Origin of the sequence: Streptomyces sp. NPDC046866 (assembly GCF_040704625.1) — a bacterium.
Classification (GTDB): Bacteria; Actinomycetota; Actinomycetes; order Streptomycetales; family Streptomycetaceae; genus Streptomyces.
The window spans coordinates 225220-242932 of sequence record NZ_JBEYXN010000006.1 but is presented as its reverse complement, the minus strand read 5'-3'; the positions used below and the strand labels follow the sequence as shown (position 1 = coordinate 242932).

Sequence of the window (17713 nt, the reverse complement as noted above, 5' to 3'; positions counted from 1 at the left end):
CAGTGCCCGGCGGAATACTGACGGCATGACCACGGCACAGCATCTCGAGACGATCGACCGGCTGCGGGCCAGGGAGTTCCCCGACGAGCGCGGCCGGTCGGATGTGGGAACGAGCGGACCGGGGTACCACCTCGCCGAGCTCGGGGGCAGCCGGTGGTACGGCGACGAGGACGCGGCCGACCGGGCGGCGCACGAGGACCAGGTGTCCGCCGAGTACGAAGCCCTGACCCACCGGCTGGAGGAGCGCTGGGGAAAGGCCGACACCTTCAGCCTCGGCAGTCTGCGGCTGCGGGACGGGGGAGAGGAGGTGCCGCAGCCGTGGCGGGAGATCGGTGACACCAGCGACCACCTGCACCTGTGGCGGGCGGGGGACCGGTGGATCGCCCTCTACACCGCCCACTGGGGGGCCGACCACTCGCCGCAGCTGATGGCCGCGGTCACGGTGGTCGACCCGCCCTAGAGGTCGGTTTCGGGTGCGTCCGCGTCGGCGGCCGCGCGGAGGCGGGCGAACTCCTCGGCCATGGTCTGGAGGGTCCAGTGGGCGTTGAGCCCGCTGGGGTTGGGCAGGGCCCAGATCCGGGTCGAGCCGATCGTCCGGTCCTGGGGACCGATCCTGGCGTGGCGTTCGCCGAAGGCCGTGCGGTAGGCGGTGACTCCCGCGACGGCCAGCCAGCGGGGGCGCAGCGCCTCCACCTTTGCCTCCAGGATGCGGCCGCCCTCGATCAGTTCCTCGCGGCTGAGTTCGTCGGCGCGGGCCGTGGCGCGGGCGGCGACGTTGGTGATGCCCAGGCCGTAGAGGAGCAGCTCCTGCTGCTCCCCGGGGGCCAGGCGGCGCGGGGTGAAGCCGGACAGGTGCAGGACGGGCCAGAAGCGGTTGCCGGGGCGGGCGAAGTGGTGGCCCGTGGCGGCGGAGAGGAGACCGGGGTTGATTCCGCAGAACAGCACACGCAGACCGCCCGCGACCACGTCGGGGACGAGGCGGTCGCGGGCGGCTTCGAGCTCTTCGGGGGTCAGAGGATCGACCCCGGTGCGTATCCGGCGGCCTCCGGGTACTGCTTCGCGATGGCCTCGATGCGGGAGACCACCGCCGAGACCTGGTCGCCGGCGGCGCCCGTGAAGGACAGCTTGTCGGCCATCAGGGCGTCGAGCTGGGCCCGGTCCAGCGGCATCCGCTCGTCCGCGGCCAGCTTGGCCAGCAGCTCGTTGCGCTCGGCGCCCTGTTCGCGCATGGCGAGGGCGGAGGCGACCGCGTGCTCCTTGATGACCTCGTGGGCGGCCTCGCGGCCGACGCCGGCGCGGACCGCGCCCATCAGGACCTTGGTGGTCGCGAGGAACGGCAGGTAGCGGTCCAGCTCGCGGGCCACGACGGCCGGGAAGGCGCCGAACTCGTCCAGGACGGTCAGGAAGGTCTCCAGCAGGCCGTCGAAGGCGAAGAACGCGTCGGGCAGGGCCACGCGGCGGACCACGGAGCAGGAGACGTCGCCCTCGTTCCACTGGTCGCCGGCGAGCTCGCCGGTCATCGAGGCGTAGCCGCGCAGGATGACCATCAGGCCGTTCACGCGCTCGCAGGAGCGGGTGTTCATCTTGTGCGGCATCGCGGACGAGCCGACCTGGCCGGGCTTGAAGCCCTCCGTGACCAGCTCGTGCCCGGCCATCAGGCGGATCGTCTTGGCGATCGAGGACGGGGCGGCGGCCAGCTGGACCAGCGCGGTGACCACGTCGTAGTCGAGCGAGCGGGGGTAGACCTGGCCGACGGAGGTGAAGGCCTGGGCGAAGCCGAGGTGGGCGGCGATGCGCTGCTCCAGGTCGGCGAGCTTGGCGGCGTCGCCGCCGAGCAGGTCGAGCATGTCCTGGGCGGTGCCGACCGGGCCCTTGATCCCGCGCAGGGGGTAGCGGCCGATCAGGTCCTGCAGGCGGTCGAAGGCGACCAGGAGCTCGTCGGCCGCGGTGGCGAACCGCTTGCCCAGCGTCGTCGCCTGCGCGGCCACGTTGTGGGAGCGGCCGGCCATGACCAGCTCGGCGTGCTCGCCGGCCAGCTTGCCGAGGCGGGCGAGGACGGCGACCGTGCGGTCCCGGGCCAGCTCGAGGGAGAGCCGGATCTGGAGCTGCTCGACGTTCTCGGTCAGGTCGCGGGAGGTCATGCCCTTGTGGACGTGCTCGTGGCCGGCGAGGGCGTTGAACTCCTCGATGCGGGCCTTCACGTCGTGCCGGGTGACCTTCTCGCGTTCGGCGATCGAGGCGAGGTCGACGGTTTCCAGTACGCGCTCGTAGTCGGCGAGGGCGGCGTCCGGGACGTCGATGCCGAGGTCCTTCTGGGCGCGCAGCACGGCGAGCCACAGCCGCCGCTCCAGCGTCACCTTGTACTCGGGGGACCACAGGACGGCGAGCTCCGGGGAGGCGTAGCGGCCGGCCAGGACATTGGGGATGCGGGGCTTGGCTGTCACGTGTAGGGATTCTACTTGGGCCGCAGCTGTGCGTTTACGCAGGTCGGACCGCCGCCTCGGATTGTGCTTTGCTACGAGGACAGCTCGCCCGAGGCGGCCTGGTACGGCGCCAGCTCCGGGCGCTTGGCGGGTCGGCCGTCCCCGGAGGAGCGGCCCGTCAGCCGGCGGCCGATCCAGGGCAGCAGGTGCTCGCGGGCGAAGCCGATGTCCTGCGAGCGGCGCACCGCCCAGCCCGGCCGCACGGTCGGCGGGAGGCCGGCGCGCCAGTCGTCCTCGGCCGGCAGTCCGAGAGTCTGCCAGACCGCCTCCGCCACCCGCCGGTGGCCCTCGGCCGTCAGGTGCAGCCGGTCCACGTCCCACATCCGCTGGTCGCCGAGGACCTCGGCGCCGTAGAGGTCCACGACCAGGGCGCCGTGCCGGGCGGCGAGCTCCTCGACGATGCCGAAGAGCTCCTCCATCCGGGGCCGGAAGCGCTCCATCACCGGGCCGTTGCGCCCCGGGGAGCGCATGAGCACCAGCGTCTTGCACGACGGGGCGAGCAGGCCCACGGCCTCCTCCAGGTGTCCGCGGACCCGGCCCATGTCGACCTTGGGCCGCAGCGCATCGTTCAGCCCGCCGACCAGGGTCACCACGTCGGCTCCCATCGCCGCCGCGGCGGGGACCTGCTCCTCGGCGATCTGGCCGATCAGCTTGCCGCGGACCGCCAGGTTGGCGTAGCGGAAGCCCGGCTCGCGCGCGGCCAGCCGGGCGGCGAGCAGGTCGGCCCAGCCCCGGTAGGAGCCGTCCGGCAGCAGGTCGGACATGCCCTCGGTGAAGGAGTCGCCGACTGCGACAAAGCTGGTGTAAGACGCATTGATCCCCATGGCGGAGCGATGCTACCGCGCGGTACGCCTTGCTGCCGGGCCGGGTTGGGCCCGGCAGCCCGGCAGCCCGGCAGCACGGCAGCACGGCAGCCCGGGTCCCGGCCGCGCCCGGGCGGCGGGCTAGGCGGAGGCGGGCCGGCCGAACAGCTCCCGCAGCACGTCCTCCATCGTCACCAGGCCGGTCATCGCCCCGTCCGGCCCGAGGACGGCGGCCAGGTGCGTGCGGCTGCGCCGCATCGCGGTGAGCACGTCGTCCAGCGGCGTCTCCATGCGCACCTGGGCGATCGGGCGCAGCGCGGAGACCGGGAAGGGGGCGTCGCGCTCCGCGCCGTTCGCGTCCAGGGCGTCCTTGACGTGCAGGTACCCGAGGATCCGGGCCTGCCCCTCGGTCACCGGGAAGCGGGAGTACCCCGACTCGGCGGAGAGCCGCTCCAGGCCCGCCGGAGTGATGCCCAGCCGGGCCGCGACGACGCGGTCCGAGGGCAGCACCACGTCCCGGACGGGGCGGCGCCCCAGCTCCAGGGCGTCGTGCAGGCGCTCGCTCGCCCGGTCGTCGATGAGCCCCGCCTCGCTGGAGTCCTTCACGATCCGCGCGAGCTCGTCGTCGGAGAACGTCGCGGAGACCTCGCTCTTCGCCTCCACCCGCAGCAGCCGCAGCAGCAGGTTGGCGAAGGCGTTGATCGCGAAGATCACCGGCTTCAGCGCCCGGGTGAGCGCCACCAGCGGCGGCCCCAGCAGCAGGGCCGTGCGCACCGGCTCGGCCAGGGCCACGTTCTTCGGGAGCATCTCGCCGAAGAGCATGTGCAGGTACGTGGCCAGGGCCAGGGCGATCACGAAGGAGACCGCATGGGTCACGCCGGAGGCCACCCCGACCAGTTCGAACAGCGGCGCCAGCAGGTGCGCGATGGCCGGCTCGGCCACCACGCCCAGCACCAGGGTGCACAGGGTGATGCCCAACTGGGCCGCCGCCATCAGCGCCGACACGTGCTCCAGGCCCCACAGCACCGCGCGTGCGCGCCGGTCGCCCTGCTCGGCGTACGGCTCGATCTGGCTGCGCCGGACCGAGATCAGCGCGAACTCGGCGCCGACGAAGAAGGCGTTGACGACCAGGGTCGCCAGGCCGATCAGCAGCTGCAGCACGGTCATCGCTCGCCCTCCCGGTCCGTGTCCTGTGCGGACGAGGCGGGTGCGTGCAGCAGCACCCGGGCGGCCCGGCGGCCGCGGGCGTCCACGACCTCGATCCGCCAGCCCGCCAGCTCCAGGCTGTCGCCGACGGCGGGGATCCGGCCCAGCCCGGTGGCTATGAGCCCGGCGAGGGTCTCGTACGGGCCCTCCGGCGCGTGCAGGCCGATCTGCCGGAGCCGGTCGGTGCGGGCGGCGCCGTCGGCGGAGTACAGGAGGCGCCCGGAGGCATCCGTTCCGGCCGGGGCCAGGTCGGGGGCCTCGTGCGGGTCGTGCTCGTCGCGCACCTCGCCGACGACCTCCTCGACGATGTCCTCCAGGGTGGCCACGCCGGCGGTGCCGCCGTACTCGTCGATGACGACGGCCATCGTCTGCTTGCCGGAGAGCCGGTCCAGGAGCCGGTCCACGGTCAGGGACTCCGGTACGAAGAGCGGGGCGCGCAGCAGCTGGGAGACGGGGTGGTACAGGCGCCGCTCGGCCGGCAGGGCGAGGACGTCCTTGATGTGGACGGTGCCCACGACGGTGTCGAGGCTGCCCCGGTAGACCGGGAAGCGGGACAGGCCGGTGGCGAGCGTGGCGTTGGCCACGTCCTCGGCGGTGGTCTGCACGTCGAGCGCCGTCACCTGGACGCGCGGTGTCATGACGTTCTCGGCGGTCAGGTCGGCCAGGTTCAAGGTCCGCACGAACAGCTCGGCGGTGTCCTTCTCCAGTGCGCCGGCCTTGGCCGAGTGCCGGGCCAGGGCCACCAGTTCCTGCGGGCTCCGCGCGGAGGCAAGCTCCTCGGCCGGCTCCAGGCCGAAACGCCGGACCGCGTGGTTCGCGGTGGTGTTCAGATGGCTGATGAACGGCCTGAAGGCCCGGCTGAAGACCCGCAGCATGGTCGCGACGCGCTTGGCCACGGCCAGCGGGGAGGAGATGGCCCAGTTCTTCGGCACCAGCTCGCCGATGACCATCAGGACGACCGTGGACAGCACGGTCGCGAGGATCAGGGCGGTCGAGGAGGCGGCCCCGGCCGACAGCCCGACGGCCTCGAACGGGCCCTGGAGCAGGGTGGCGATCGAGGGCTTGGCGATCATGCCGATGATCAGGCCGGTCACGGTGATGCCGAGCTGGGCGCCGGACAGCTGGAAGGTCAGGCTGCGGACGGCGGACAGCGCGCTCTCGGCGCCGCGCTCGCCGCGCTCGGCGGCCCGTTCGAGCTCACCGCGCTCGACGGTGGTCAGCGAGAACTCGGCCGCGACGAACGCTCCGCAGGCAAGGCAGAGCAGCAGCGCCACGACGAGCAGGAGCACTTCGGTCATCGGTCCGTCACCTCGCTCCCATGATCAGCCAGGAGGAGGGCCGACGCGCGGTGTCGACCGCAGCGGCGGTGTCGGATACGGCGATGTCGGGTACTGGGGGGCTCGCCCATGGGCGGAAGCTCACACCTTTCCTTGGAGTCTTCGACAGCAGGAACCGTTGCACCCCATGGTAAAGGACAGGCAAAGCACGGGCTTCGTCCTTCGGGTGGAGCGGGGCGCGGGTGTGGGGATCCGAGGTGGGGACCGTGATCGCCGGGTCAAGCCGCTGAACGGGTGAACGGATGCCGGAGCGCCCCGTCCGATGACGGGGCGCTCCGACGTGCGAGCGACGGCCGGCTGCCGGTCAGGCCGGCCAGGCGGCCAGGAAGGACTCGGCCGACCAGGTCCCCGACAGGGCCGGGGCGAGCCAGCTCGGGGCCGCGGCCCGGAAGGACTCGGGCGACAGCGCCCCCGCGCCCTCCGGCACGGCGCCCAGCAGCGGCAGCCCGGACGATTCCGGCAGGTCCGCGAGGTTGCAGCGGCAGGCCAGGTCGGGATCGGCGGGCCAGCTGCCGATGACCACCCCGCGCGCGGTCAGCCCGCGGGCCCGCAGCGCCTCGGCCGTCAGGGTCGTGGCGTTGAGGGTGCCGAGGGCGGCCGGGGCGACGACCAGGACCGGGGCGTCCAGCAGGCGCGCCGCGTCGGCCAGGGTGCGGCCCGCCTCGTCGAAGCGGACCAGCAGCCCGCCCGCCCCCTCCACCAGGACCAGGTCGTGCGAGGCGGCGAGCTTCTCGGCGGCCTCCGCGACCGCCTCCGGCGACACGGTCGCCAGCCCCGCCCGCCGGGCCGCGGTGTCCGGGGCCAGCGGTTCCGGGTAGCGGGCCAGCTCCACGGGCGTGACCGAGGGGCCCGCCAGCCGGGCCGCCTCCGCGGCGTCGCCCGGCACACCCGGCTCCAGGCCGGTCTGGGCGGGCTTGAGCACCGCCACCGCACGGCCTTCGGCCGCCGCGGCCGCAGCGATCGCGGAGGTGACCACGGTCTTGCCGATCTCCGTGCCCGTGCCGGACACGACGAGGACGCCCATCTCAGCCCTCCTTCGCGGCCGCGCACACCGCGCGGCAGATCCGGGCCACGTCGGCGTCGCCCGTGACGAACGGCGGCATCGTGTAGACCAGGTCGCGGAACGGACGCAGCCACACGCCCTCCCGGACCGCGGCCCGCGTGGCGGCCGCCATGTCCACCTCGTGCGTCAGCTGCACCACCCCGATGGCGCCGAGCACGCGCACGTCCCGGACCCCGGGGAGCTCGCGGGCCGGTGCCAGCCCCTCCAGCAGACCGGCCTCGATCCGCTTGACCTCGCGCTGCCAGTCCTGGCCGAGCAGCAGCTCCACCGAGGCCAGCGCCACGGCCGTGGCGAGCGGGTTGCCCATGAACGTCGGCCCGTGCGCCAGCACCGGCACCTCGCCCTGCGAGATGCCCGCCGCCACCCGCTCCGTGCACAGGGTCGCGGCCAGCGTCAGGTATCCGCCGGTCAGCGACTTGCCCAGGCACATCACGTCCGGGGTGATCCCCGCGTGGTCGGCGGCGAACAGGGCGCCGGTGCGGCCGAAGCCCGTCGCGATCTCGTCCAGGACCAGCAGGACGTCGTACTCGTCGCACAGCTCGCGCAGCACCCGCAGGTAGCCCGGGTTGTGGAAGCGCATGCCGCCCGCGCCCTGGACCACCGGCTCCACGATCACCGCGGCGAGCTCGTCGGCGTGCTCGGCCAGCAGGGAGCGCAGGTGCTCCACGTACGCCGGGTCCACCGGGGAGGAGAACCCGCCCGGCGGCACGTCGGCGAACACCTGGCGCGGCAGCACGCCCGACCAGAGCTCGTGCATGCCGCCCTCGGGGTCGCAGACGGCCATCGGCGTCCAGGTGTCCCCGTGGTAGCCGCCGCGCCATGTCATCAGGCGGGTCTTGCCGCGCCGCCCGATCGAGCGCCAGTACTGGAGGCACATCTTCGCCGCGACCTCGACCGCCACGGAGCCGGAGTCGGCGAGGAAGACGTGCTCCAGGCCGGCCGGGGTGATCTCGACGAGCTTCGCGGCCAGCCGGACGGCGGGCTCGTGGGTGAGCCCGCCGAACATCACGTGCGACATCCGGCCGAGCTGGCCGGCCGCGGCCTCGTTCAGCACGGGGTGGTTGTAGCCGTGGATGGCCGACCACCACGACGACATGCCGTCGACCAGCTCGTCCTGCCCGTGCGCGGGCTCGGCGAGCCGCAGCCGGACCCCCGAGGCGGAGGAGACGACCAGCGGCTCCTGCCGGCCCGGCATGGGCCCGTACGGGTGCCAGACGTGCTGCCGGTCCAGGGCGAGCAGGTCGGCGGCCGACAGCGCGCCGTCCCGCCCGGACACGCCGTCCCGTCCGGACACGCCCTCCTGCCCGGACCGGACCTGCTGCGGATCAGGCATTGGGGGCGAGGTCCGTCCCCGCGCCGCGCCGGCGCACCGCGACCAGGTCCGGGCGCACCTCGCCGGGCTCCGCCTGCGCGGGCACGGCCTCGTGCGCGTGACCCGAGCAGCCGCCGCAGGCCGAGCCGCAGCCCGCCTCGGCCGCCGCGGAGCCGCACGGCCCCTGCGACGCGCCGGCGGCAGCGGCAGCGGCCGCGCGGGCGTCGGCACGGTGGGCGGGCAGGGACGACGTACCGGCGCCCTCCACCTCGAAGCCGGCGTCGGCGATCATGTCCAGGTCGGCCTGGCCGGCCTGGCCCTCGCTGGTGAGGTAGTCGCCGAGGAAGATCGAGTTCACCACCTGCAGGGCCAGCGGCTGCATGCTGCGCAGGTGCACCTCGCGGCCGCCCGCGAGGCGGACCTCGATGTCGGGGCAGACGAACCGGACCATGGCGAGGATGCGCAGGCAGCGCTGCGGGGTGAGGTTCCACTCCTTGGCCAGCGGCGTGCCCTCGAACGGGATCAGGAAGTTGACCGGCACCGAGTCGGGGTCCAGCTCGCGCAGCGAGAAGACCACGTCGACCAGGTCCTCGTCGCTCTCGCCCATGCCCGCGATCAGACCGGAGCAGGCCGACAGGCCGGCGGCGTGCGCCTTCTGCACCGTGTCGACGCGGTCCGCGTAGGTGTGGGTCTTGGTGATCTGACCGTACGTCGCCTCGGACGTGTTCAGGTTGTGGTTGTAGGCGTCGGCGCCCGCGTCCTTCAGCCGCTCCGCCTGGCCGTCGGTGAGCAGGCCGAGGCAGGCGCAGACCTCGATGTCCTCGTTCTGCTCCTTGATCGCCTCGATCGTCCTGCCGACGCGCTCCACGTCCCGGTCCGTCGGGCCGCGCCCGCTCGCCACCAGGCACACGCGCTTGGCGCCGCCCGCGACACCGGCCGCGGCGGCCGCGGAGGCCTCCTCCGGCTTGAGCCAGGTGTACTTGAGGATGTCCGCCTTCGAGCCCAGGCGCTGGGAGCAGTACGAGCAGTCCTCCGGGCAGAGCCCGGACTTCAGGTTGACCAGGTAGTTCAGCTTGACCCGACGCCCGAACCACTGGCGGCGCACCTTGCCGGCCGCGGCCACCACGTCGAGCAGTTCGTCGTCAGAGGTCGCCAGTACGGCGAGCGCCTCTTCGCGGGTCGGCAGCTCGCGCCGCAGCCCCTTGTCCACCAGGGTGTTCAGCAGGTCCATGACGCCGATCCTGGACCACACGACCACTCCCGGCCAAGGAGAGATCGCACAACATGGCCGGAACGGAGTGTGTGTATCACCACACCTGGCACTCGAGTCCCGGCCGTTAGGGTCGGGCATCGCCTGTGGACAGCCGACAAAACGCGGAGACCCGATGCCCCAGCCCCGCCCCGAGCCCGAAGACGTGTTCGCCTGGATCGACGGGGCGGAGCAGGCCCGTGAACAGGCCGGACTCGTCCGGACGCTGCGCCCCCGCCCGGCCGACTCGCCGCTGCTGGATCTCGCGAGCAACGACTACCTGGGCCTGTCGCGGCACCCCGAGACCGTGCGCGGAGCCTGCGCTGCGGCCGAGCGGTGGGGAGCGGGGGCCACTGGATCGCGCCTGGTCACCGGCACGACCGAGCTTCACGGAGAGCTCGAGCGGGAGCTCGCGCAGTTCTGCGGGTTCGAGGCGGCGCTCGTGCTGTCCTCCGGGTACGCGGCCAACCTCGCGGCCGTCACCGCCCTCAGCGACCGGGGCACCCTCGTCGTCTCCGACGCCGGCAACCACGCCTCGATCGTCGACGGCTGCCGGCTCTCGCGCGCCGGGACCGCGGTGATCCCCCACTCGGATCCCGAGGCCGCGCGCAAGACCCTCGCCACCCACGAGGGCCGGGCGCTGCTGGTCAGCGACTCGGTGTTCTCCGTGGACGGGGACGCGGCCCCGCTCACCGCGTACGCGGCGGCCTGCCGCGAGGAGGGCGCGGCCCTGGTCGTGGACGACGCCCACGGGCTCGGGGTGCTGGGCGAGGGCGGCCGCGGAGCACTGCACGCCGTCGGGCTCGCCGGGGCGCCCGGGGTGGTCGCCACGCTGACCCTGTCGAAGTCCCTGGGCAGTCAGGGCGGGGCCGTCCTCGGCCCGGCCAAGGTGATCCGGCACCTGGTCAACACGGCCCGGACCTTCATCTTCGACACCGGCCTGGCACCCGCCGCCGCGGGTGCGGCGCTGGCGAGCCTGAGGCTGCTGCAGCGCGAACCGGAGCGTGCCGGGCGGGCCCGCGAGGTGGCCGGCCGGCTGTACGGGCGGCTCACCGCGTCCGGCCTGACCGCGGCCAGGCCGGACGCGGCCGTGGTGTCGGTACGGGCCCCCTCGGCCGCGGCGGCACTGCGCTGGGCCGCCGACTGCCGCGAGGCCGGGCTGTCCGTGGGGTGCTTCCGTCCGCCGTCCGTGCCGGACGGCGTCTCCCGGCTGCGGCTGACCGCTCGGGCCGATCTCACGGGGGACGAGATCGACCGGGCCGTCGAGACGGTCCTGCGGACCGCCCCGGCCGGAGCCGCGGACGCGCCCTGAGGGCGGCGTCCGGGCGTCGGGCGTCCGTGCGTCAGCAGGTCATGCCGGCACGTCGGCCCGTAACGAGGCGAGGAAGCCGTCCCAGGCCGGCCCGGTGAAGAGCACGGCCGGGCCGTCCGTCCGCTTGGAGTCGCGGACGGCCAGCAGGCCGCCGCCGTCGAGCACGGCCGTTTCCACGCAGTTGTTCATTCCGGTACTGCGGCTGCTGCGCCGCCACCGGGTCGCGCCGATCAGAAGTCCGCTGGTGGAGAGGGGGGTTGCGGACACGGGGGTGCCTCCTTATGCGCGTCGCCGGCCAGTGAGCCGATGAGATCCGACGAGTCCTGGGGCGGGAGGGCGTGCGCCTGGATGGTGCGGAATGCGGCGCTGTACGCCTCGAGGTCTTCCTTCCGCTCCAGATAGAGGCTACTCGTCAAATGGTCGAGTACCACCACATCCAGATCGGCAATGTTCGGAAATGAGAAAATGACGAACGGTCCGGTCAGGCCGAGATGACCCCCCACGCTGAACGGCAGCACCTGTAGCCTCACTTGGGGCAGCCGTGCCACCTCCACCAGATGGCGCAGCTGCGCCGCCATCACCTCCGGGCCCCCGATCTGCCGCCGCAGCACCGCCTCGTCCAGTACGGCGCTCAACTGGAGCGGGGGATCGGCCCGCAGAACCGACTGCCGCGCCAGCCGTACGTCGACCAGCGCGTCCACCTTCGGCTCCGGCAGCCCGCCCAGCGCGGCCCGCGTCACCGCACGCGCGTACTCCGGTGTCTGCAACAGGCCCGGAACCACCGAGAGTTCCACCGTGCGGGCTGAGCGGGCGCCCGCCTCCAGGCTGATGAAGTCCCGGTACTCCTGCGGCAGCAGACCCCGGTAGTCGTGCCACCACTGACGGCCCCGCCCGGCGTCACCGCCCGCCCCGGGGCCCGCCGCGGAGACCGCCAGGGCCTCCAACAGCGCCCGCTGCTCCGGGCGGACCACCGAGCCGTAGGCGTCGAGCAGCAGCCGGATGTCCTCCGGTTTGACGCCACTGCGGCCCGTTTCGATGCGGCTGATTTTCGACTGGTGCCAGCCGACGATCCGGGCTGCCTCACCACTGGTGAGTCCGGTACGGTCGCGCAGGGCGCGCAGTTCCTCGCCGAGCTTGCGCCGGCGCACCGCGGGACCGTGCTGCATACCCGCCTCCTTCCACCGGCACAGATCGCACCAGTTTGCCGTCCAAATACGCTCTTCCGTAGCAGAGTTCACCGCATCGAGCGACAGATATATGCGTATCTTGGGGGAACGGCGGCACCCGCGGGACGATGGTGGCACTCTGGCGTCCAGCGCAGATCCGGGGCGGTTGCGCCCCGGTGGGAAAGGGACCGTCGCCATGGCAGACCACCAGGAAGCATCCGTCACTCTGCCGAGCGATCCCGCCTCGGTCGCCGCCGCCCGCCGCTTCGTCGCCGACGTCCTCGCCGAATGGGGCCTGCCGGACGGGGCCGACACCGCGGACAGCGTCAGACTGATCGTCTCCGAGCTGGCCACCAACGCCGTGCAGCACACCTTCGGGCAGTCTCCGACCTTCACCGTCGACGTGCGGCTGGAGCGCGGGGAGTGGCTGCGCGTCGGGGTCACCGACAGCCACCCGCGCCGGCCCAGGCGGCTCCCGGCCGCCGTGCAGCAGGACAACGGCCGCGGCCTGGTCATCATCCGCTGGCTCACCGCCGAGGCGGGCGGCCGGCTCTCGGTCAGCCCCACCGAAGAGGGCGGCAAGACCGTGTGGATCGCCGTGCCGTGGCCGGTCGCGGCCACCGCCACGAGCGGCAGCAGCTGCTGACCGCGGGCCGGCCGACGGCGCTGGCGCCCGTATCCGGGCCTTCGTGTACGGAAACCCGCTGAAGTCGGCCGACGGGCCGAACCGCGCGTTTGCCCGAAACGTGGGTTAACGCGACGGAAAAACGCGGCCCCTAGCGTGGTGCCTTCGGCCGTCCGTCAACGCTCGCCCATGCGCCGGTAAAGCGGCGGTGCTCGGGACGGAAAGCCTTTTTCAGCGTTGGGCAAGACACGCTTGGCTCGGATATGCGCAGGTCAACAGAGTGTTGAAAGCCCTTAGGGTCGGTCCGGCGCGATGTTGATCTTGTCCTGGAAGCTTGGTGATACGAGTGCAACTGACACCGCACGAGCAGGAGAGACTGCTCATCCACGTGGCCGCCGACGTGGCCGAGAGGCGCAGGGCGCGCGGGGTCCTCCTCAACCACCCCGAAGCGGTGGCCCTGATCACCGCGCACATCCTCGAAGGCGCCCGCGACGGGCGGACGGTGGCCGAGCTCATGGCCTCCGGCCGCACCGTGCTCGGCCGCGCCGAGGTCATGGAGGGGATCCCCGAGATGATCCACGACGTCCAGGTCGAGGCGACCTTCCCCGACGGCACCAAGCTCGTCACCGTCCACGACCCGATCGTCTGAGGGGGGAGCAGCCGCATGATCCCCGGCGAGATCGTCCACGGGGACGGACAGGTGCGCCTCAACGAGGGCCGCCCCGTCACCCGTCTCACCGTGCTCAACGCCGCCGACCGGCCCGTCCAGGTCGGCTCGCACTACCACTTCGCCGAGGCCAACCCCGGTCTCGACTTCGACCGCGCCGCCGCCCGCGGGCTCCGGCTCCACATCGCCGCCGGCACCGCCGTCCGCTTCGAGCCGGGCATCCCGGTCGAGGTGGAGCTCGTACCGCTCGGCGGCCTGCGCACCGTACCCGGCCTGCGCGGCGAGACCGGAGGGCCCCTCGATGGCTGAGCTCGAACGCGGCGCGTACGCCGACCTCTTCGGACCGACGGCCGGTGACCGGATCCGGCTGGCCGACACCGACCTCTTCATCGAGATCGAGCAGGACCTCAGCGGCGGACCCGGACGCTCCGGAGACGAAGCCGTGTTCGGCGGCGGCAAGGTCATCCGGGAGTCCATGGGCCAGGCCCGCACCACCCGCGCCGAAGGCGCCCCCGACACGGTGATCACCGGAGTGGTGGTCCTCGACCACTGGGGCATCGTCAAGGCGGACCTCGGCATCCGCGACGGCCGGATCTGCGGCATCGGCAAGGCCGGCAACCCCGACACCATGGACGGCGTCGACCCCGCCCTCGTCATCGGCCCCGAGACCGAGATCATCGCGGGCAACGGAAAGATCGTCACCGCGGGCGCCATCGACGCCCACGTGCACTTCATCTCCCCCACGGTCATCGACGAGGCCCTCGCCTCCGGCATCACCACCCTCGTCGGCGGCGGCACCGGACCGGCGGAGGGCACCAAGGCCACCACCGTCACCCCCGGCCCCTGGCACCTGGCCCGCATGTTCGCCGCCCTGGAGGCCTACCCCGTCAACATCGGCCTTCTCGGCAAGGGCAACACCATGTCCCGCGAGGGCATGCACTCCCAGCTGCGCGGCGGCGCCCTCGGATTCAAGATCCACGAGGACTGGGGGGCCACCCCGGCCGTCATCGACGCCTGCCTGAGCGTGTGCGAGGAGACCGGGGCGCAGGTCGCGATCCACACCGACACCCTCAACGAGGCCGGTTTCGTCGGCGACACCCTCGCCGCCATCGCCGGGCGGACGATCCACTCGTACCACACCGAGGGGGCCGGCGGCGGGCACGCGCCCGACATCATCACCGTGGTCTCCGAGCCCAACGTCCTGCCCAGCTCGACCAACCCGACCCGGCCGCACACCGTCAACACGATCGAGGAGCACCTCGACATGCTGATGGTCTGCCACCACCTCAACCCGGCCGTCCCCGAGGACCTCGCCTTCGCCGAGTCCCGGATCCGGCCCTCCACCATCGCCGCCGAGGACGTCCTGCACGACATCGGGGCCATCTCGATCATCTCCTCCGACTCCCAGGCCATGGGCCGCGTCGGGGAGGTCGTCCTGCGCACCTGGCAGACCGCCCACGTGATGAAGCGGCGCCGCGGCTTCCTGCCCGGCGACGGGCCCGCCGACAACCACCGCGCCCGCCGCTACGTCGCCAAGTACACGATCAACCCCGCCGTGGCCCAGGGGCTCGCCCGTGAGATCGGCTCGGTCGAGACCGGCAAGCTCGCCGACCTCGTGCTGTGGAACCCGGCCTTCTTCGGGGTCAGGCCCGAGGCCGTCATCAAGGGCGGCCAGATCGCGTACGCGCAGATGGGCGACGGCAACGCCTCCATCCCCACCCCGCAGCCGGTGCTGCCCCGCCCCATGTACGGCGCCCACGGCAGGGCCCCCGCCCTGAACTCGGTGAACTTCACCGCGCAGGCGGCCCTCGACGACGGCCTGCCCGAACGGCTCGGGCTCGGCAAGCAGTTCACCGCCATCGAGAGCACCCGCAAGGTCGGCAAGGCGGACATGCGCAACAACGACGCCATGCCGCGGGTCGAGGTCGACGCCGACACCTTCACCGTCACCATCGACGGCGAAGCGGTGGAGCCCGCCCCGGCCGCGGAACTGCCCATGGCGCAGAGATACTTCCTCTTCTGATGGGCCGCGCCGCACTGCTCGTCCTCGCGGACGGCCGCTTCCCCGCCGGGGGCCACGCCCACTCCGGCGGGGCGGAGGCCGCCTGCAAGGCGGGCCGCATCCACGACGCCGCCTCCCTGGAGGAATTCTGCCGCGGCCGTCTGCACACGGCCGGGCTCACCGCCGCCGCCCTCGCCGCGGCCGCCGCCCTCGGGCTCGACCCGGCCGTCCTCGACGCCGCCGCCGACGCCCGCACCCCCTCGGCCGCCCTGCGCACCGCAGCCCGGCGGCTCGGCCGGCAGCTGCTGCGCGCCGCCCGGGCCACTTGGCCCGGCGCCGAACTCGAAGCCCTGGCCGCCGCGTTCCCGCGCGGGGCGCACCAGCCCGTCGTCCTCGGCCTCGCCGCCCGGGCCGCCGGGCTCGGGCCGCTCGACGCCGCGCACGTGGCGGCGTACGAGAGCGTCAGCGGGCCCGCGACCGCCACCGTGCGGCTGCTCGGCCTGGACCCCTTCGAGGCGAGCGGGGTCCTGGCCCGCCTGGCCGACGAGCTCGACGCGGTGGCCGGGCGGGCCGTGCAGTCCGCGCAGCGGGCGCGGGTGGAAGGCCCCGAAGCCCTGCCCGCGGCCTCCTCGCCGCTGCTGGAGATCGCAGCGGAGATCCATGCCGACTGGCCGGTACGGCTGTTCGCTTCCTGACGGCTCCGTCTCCGCCCAGCCCCCGCGCCTTCCCCGCCCCGGCCCCGCGCCCGCCGTTGCCGCACCGCCGGCCCCCCGGCGGGCCCCGGCCCCACCGACCCTGGAGCACCCCATGCACCTCGACCACGCCACCACCTACCCCGAGCGCCACACCCACAGCGCGGCGCCCGTCCGCGCCGACGGCTCGCGCCGCGCCCTGCGCATCGGCCTGGGCGGACCCGTCGGCTCCGGCAAGACCGCCACCGTCGCCGCCCTCTGCCGCGCCCTGCGCGCCGAACTGTCCATGGCCGTCGTCACCAACGACATCTACACCCGGGAGGACGCCGAGTTCCTGCTCCGCGAGGCCGTGCTGCCGCCCGAGCGGATCACCGCCGTGGAGACCGGGGCCTGCCCGCACACCGCGATCCGCGACGACATCTCCGCCAACCTGGAGGCGGTGGAGGAGCTGGAGGAGGCGCACCGGCAGACCGCCCCGCTCGACCTGATCCTGGTCGAGTCCGGCGGCGACAACCTCACCGCCACCTTCTCCCGCGGCCTCGTCGACGCCCAGATCTTCGTGATCGACGTGGCCGGCGGCGACGACATCCCGCGCAAGGGCGGCCCCGGCGTCACCACCGCCGACCTGCTCGTCGTCAACAAGACCGACCTCGCCCCGCACGTCGGCTCCGACCTGGACCGGATGGCCCGCGACGCCGCCGCACAGCGCGGCGCACTGCCCGTCACCTTCCAGTCCCTGCGCGGCGAGCAGGGCGTCGCCCCGGTGGCCGCGTGGGTGCGCGAGCGGCTCGCCGCCTGGACCGCACGGTGAGCGCCGCACCCTCCGCACCCGCCGCCCCGCCTGCCTCCGCCCCGCCCGCCACCGCCCCGCCCGCCGCCGCTGCACCCGCCCCTCCGGTACCGGCACCGGCACGGGCTCCGGCTCAGGCCCCCGCCCCGGCCGCGGCCGGGGTCAGGGCCACCGCCCGGATCGGGGCCGTCGCCGACGGGCGGGGCGGGACCGCCCTGCCGCTGCTCGCCGGCGAAGGGCCGCTCGCGCTGCGCCGCACCCGGGGCACCGGAGCCGAGGCCGGCGTCATGCTGGTCGGCGCGATGAGCGCCCCGCTCGGCGGGGACCACCTCACGGTGGAGGCCGCCGCGGGGCCCGGGGCCCGGCTCGCCCTGGCGTCGGCGGCGGCCACCCTGGCGCTGCCCGGCCGCGGCGGCGCCCCCGCGCGCTACGACGTGCGCCTGACCGTGGCCGAGGGCGCGGCGGTGCGGTGGCTGCCGGAGCCGCTGGTCTCCGTCCGCGGCAGCGACCTGCGCGTGCACACCCGGGCCGAACTCGCCTCCGGGGCCCGGCTGCTGTTGCGCGAGGAGCAGGTGCTGGGCCGGGCCGGCGAGGAGCCGGGCCTGCTGCGCAGCCGGCTCGCCGTCACGCTGGACGGCCGTCCGCTGCTGGACCAGGAGCTCGCCTGCGGTCCGGGCGCACCCGGCGGCTGGGACGGCCCGGCGGGCCTCGCCGGGCACCGGGCGGTCGGTCAGCTCCTGCTCGTCCACCCGGGGTTCGCCGCGGCCCCGCCCGCCCCGGCCGTGCTGGGGGAGTTCGCCGCGGCCACCCCGCTGGCCGGTCCCGCCGTCCTCGTCACGGCACTTGCGCCGGACGCGCTGCGCCTGCGCCGTCTCCTGGATGCGGCGTGTCGCACGTACGGCTGGTAGCTGCTGGGCGAACCTGGGGCGAATCAGACACCGCTCAGCGGTACACGCCTCTCCGGTTATCGGGTTGGCAAAGAACACGACCTTGGTCTGTTGTCAGG

The 17713-nt window shown here is 73.8% G+C and carries 19 protein-coding genes; 9 read left to right on the top strand and 10 right to left on the bottom strand.

Going from position 1 to position 17713, the window contains the following annotated elements; translation table 11 throughout:
- Positions 1 to 25 precede the first annotated feature (25 nt).
- On the top strand, positions 26 to 460 hold the full coding sequence (locus tag AB0953_RS12660; protein WP_366859424.1) for a hypothetical protein: 435 nt from the start codon (positions 26 to 28) through the stop codon (positions 458 to 460).
- Here AB0953_RS12660 and mug read toward each other — a convergent pair.
- The 8 genes from mug to bioB form a co-directional block, all read right to left on the bottom strand.
- Complete coding sequence (gene mug, locus AB0953_RS12655) at positions 457 to 1014, bottom strand: G/U mismatch-specific DNA glycosylase (RefSeq protein WP_366859503.1); 558 nt, start codon at positions 1012 to 1014, stop codon at positions 457 to 459. The genes AB0953_RS12660 and mug overlap by 4 nt on opposite strands.
- The gene (gene purB, locus AB0953_RS12650; RefSeq protein ID WP_366859423.1) at positions 1011 to 2444 is read right to left on the bottom strand and encodes an adenylosuccinate lyase; all 1434 of its coding nucleotides are present in this window, start codon (positions 2442 to 2444) and stop codon (positions 1011 to 1013) included. The genes mug and purB overlap by 4 nt, the downstream gene beginning before the upstream one ends.
- A gap of 71 nt (positions 2445 to 2515) precedes the next feature.
- Entirely contained in the window at positions 2516 to 3307 is a 792-nt protein-coding gene (locus tag AB0953_RS12645) for an SGNH/GDSL hydrolase family protein (RefSeq protein WP_366859422.1), read from the bottom strand.
- A 120-nt stretch (positions 3308 to 3427) separates the two neighbouring features.
- Positions 3428 to 4453 carry a hemolysin family protein gene (locus AB0953_RS12640; protein ID WP_366859421.1) on the bottom strand — a complete coding sequence of 342 codons (1026 nt, stop codon included), beginning with the start codon at positions 4451 to 4453 and terminating at the stop codon, positions 3428 to 3430.
- Positions 4450 to 5790, bottom strand: a complete 1341-nt coding sequence (locus AB0953_RS12635) for a hemolysin family protein (RefSeq protein WP_366859420.1) — start codon at positions 5788 to 5790, stop codon at positions 4450 to 4452. The genes AB0953_RS12640 and AB0953_RS12635 overlap by 4 nt, the downstream gene beginning before the upstream one ends.
- 343 nt (positions 5791 to 6133) lie before the next feature.
- Entirely contained in the window at positions 6134 to 6853 is a 720-nt protein-coding gene (gene bioD / locus AB0953_RS12630; protein WP_366859419.1) for a dethiobiotin synthase, read from the bottom strand.
- A gap of 1 nt (position 6854) precedes the next feature.
- Complete coding sequence (locus AB0953_RS12625) at positions 6855 to 8087, bottom strand: adenosylmethionine--8-amino-7-oxononanoate transaminase (protein ID WP_366859502.1); 1233 nt, start codon at positions 8085 to 8087, stop codon at positions 6855 to 6857.
- Positions 8088 to 8217: 130 nt separating this feature from the next.
- On the bottom strand, positions 8218 to 9435 hold the full coding sequence (gene bioB / locus AB0953_RS12620; protein ID WP_366859418.1) for a biotin synthase BioB: 1218 nt from the start codon (positions 9433 to 9435) through the stop codon (positions 8218 to 8220).
- 154 nt (positions 9436 to 9589) lie between these two features.
- Between bioB and AB0953_RS12615 the strand changes: the two genes are divergently transcribed.
- Positions 9590 to 10765: an 8-amino-7-oxononanoate synthase gene (locus AB0953_RS12615; RefSeq protein WP_366859417.1), complete on the top strand. Its 1176-nt coding sequence runs from the start codon at positions 9590 to 9592 to the stop codon at positions 10763 to 10765.
- A gap of 39 nt (positions 10766 to 10804) precedes the next feature.
- Here the strand turns inward: AB0953_RS12615 and AB0953_RS12610 are convergent, their stop codons facing one another.
- Both AB0953_RS12610 and AB0953_RS12605 read right to left on the bottom strand, forming a co-directional pair.
- Positions 10805 to 11032: a DUF397 domain-containing protein gene (locus AB0953_RS12610; RefSeq protein WP_366859416.1), complete on the bottom strand. Its 228-nt coding sequence runs from the start codon at positions 11030 to 11032 to the stop codon at positions 10805 to 10807.
- Entirely contained in the window at positions 10996 to 11931 is a 936-nt protein-coding gene (locus AB0953_RS12605) for a helix-turn-helix transcriptional regulator (protein ID WP_366859415.1), read from the bottom strand. The genes AB0953_RS12610 and AB0953_RS12605 overlap by 37 nt, the downstream gene beginning before the upstream one ends.
- A gap of 196 nt (positions 11932 to 12127) precedes the next feature.
- On the opposite strand from AB0953_RS12605, the gene AB0953_RS12600 reads away from it, so the two are divergent.
- The 7 genes from AB0953_RS12600 (at position 12128) to AB0953_RS12570 (ending at position 17615) form a co-directional block, all read left to right on the top strand.
- On the top strand, positions 12128 to 12577 hold the full coding sequence (locus AB0953_RS12600) for an ATP-binding protein (RefSeq protein ID WP_366859414.1): 450 nt from the start codon (positions 12128 to 12130) through the stop codon (positions 12575 to 12577).
- Between the two features lie 325 nt (positions 12578 to 12902).
- The gene (locus AB0953_RS12595; protein WP_366859413.1) at positions 12903 to 13205 is read left to right on the top strand and encodes an urease subunit gamma; all 303 of its coding nucleotides are present in this window, start codon (positions 12903 to 12905) and stop codon (positions 13203 to 13205) included.
- A gap of 15 nt (positions 13206 to 13220) precedes the next feature.
- Positions 13221 to 13532 carry an urease subunit beta gene (locus AB0953_RS12590; protein ID WP_366859412.1) on the top strand — a complete coding sequence of 104 codons (312 nt, stop codon included), beginning with the start codon at positions 13221 to 13223 and terminating at the stop codon, positions 13530 to 13532.
- On the top strand, positions 13525 to 15246 hold the full coding sequence (locus AB0953_RS12585; RefSeq protein WP_366859411.1) for an urease subunit alpha: 1722 nt from the start codon (positions 13525 to 13527) through the stop codon (positions 15244 to 15246). The genes AB0953_RS12590 and AB0953_RS12585 overlap by 8 nt, the downstream gene beginning before the upstream one ends.
- A complete protein-coding gene (locus AB0953_RS12580; protein ID WP_366859410.1) occupies positions 15246 to 15920 on the top strand; it encodes an urease accessory UreF family protein in 675 nt (224 codons plus the stop codon). The genes AB0953_RS12585 and AB0953_RS12580 overlap by 1 nt, the downstream gene beginning before the upstream one ends.
- A 112-nt stretch (positions 15921 to 16032) precedes the next feature.
- The gene (ureG, locus tag AB0953_RS12575; protein WP_366859409.1) at positions 16033 to 16728 is read left to right on the top strand and encodes an urease accessory protein UreG; all 696 of its coding nucleotides are present in this window, start codon (positions 16033 to 16035) and stop codon (positions 16726 to 16728) included.
- A gap of 158 nt (positions 16729 to 16886) precedes the next feature.
- Complete coding sequence (locus AB0953_RS12570) at positions 16887 to 17615, top strand: urease accessory protein UreD (protein WP_366859501.1); 729 nt, start codon at positions 16887 to 16889, stop codon at positions 17613 to 17615.
- The last annotated feature ends 98 nt before the right edge of the window (positions 17616 to 17713 follow it).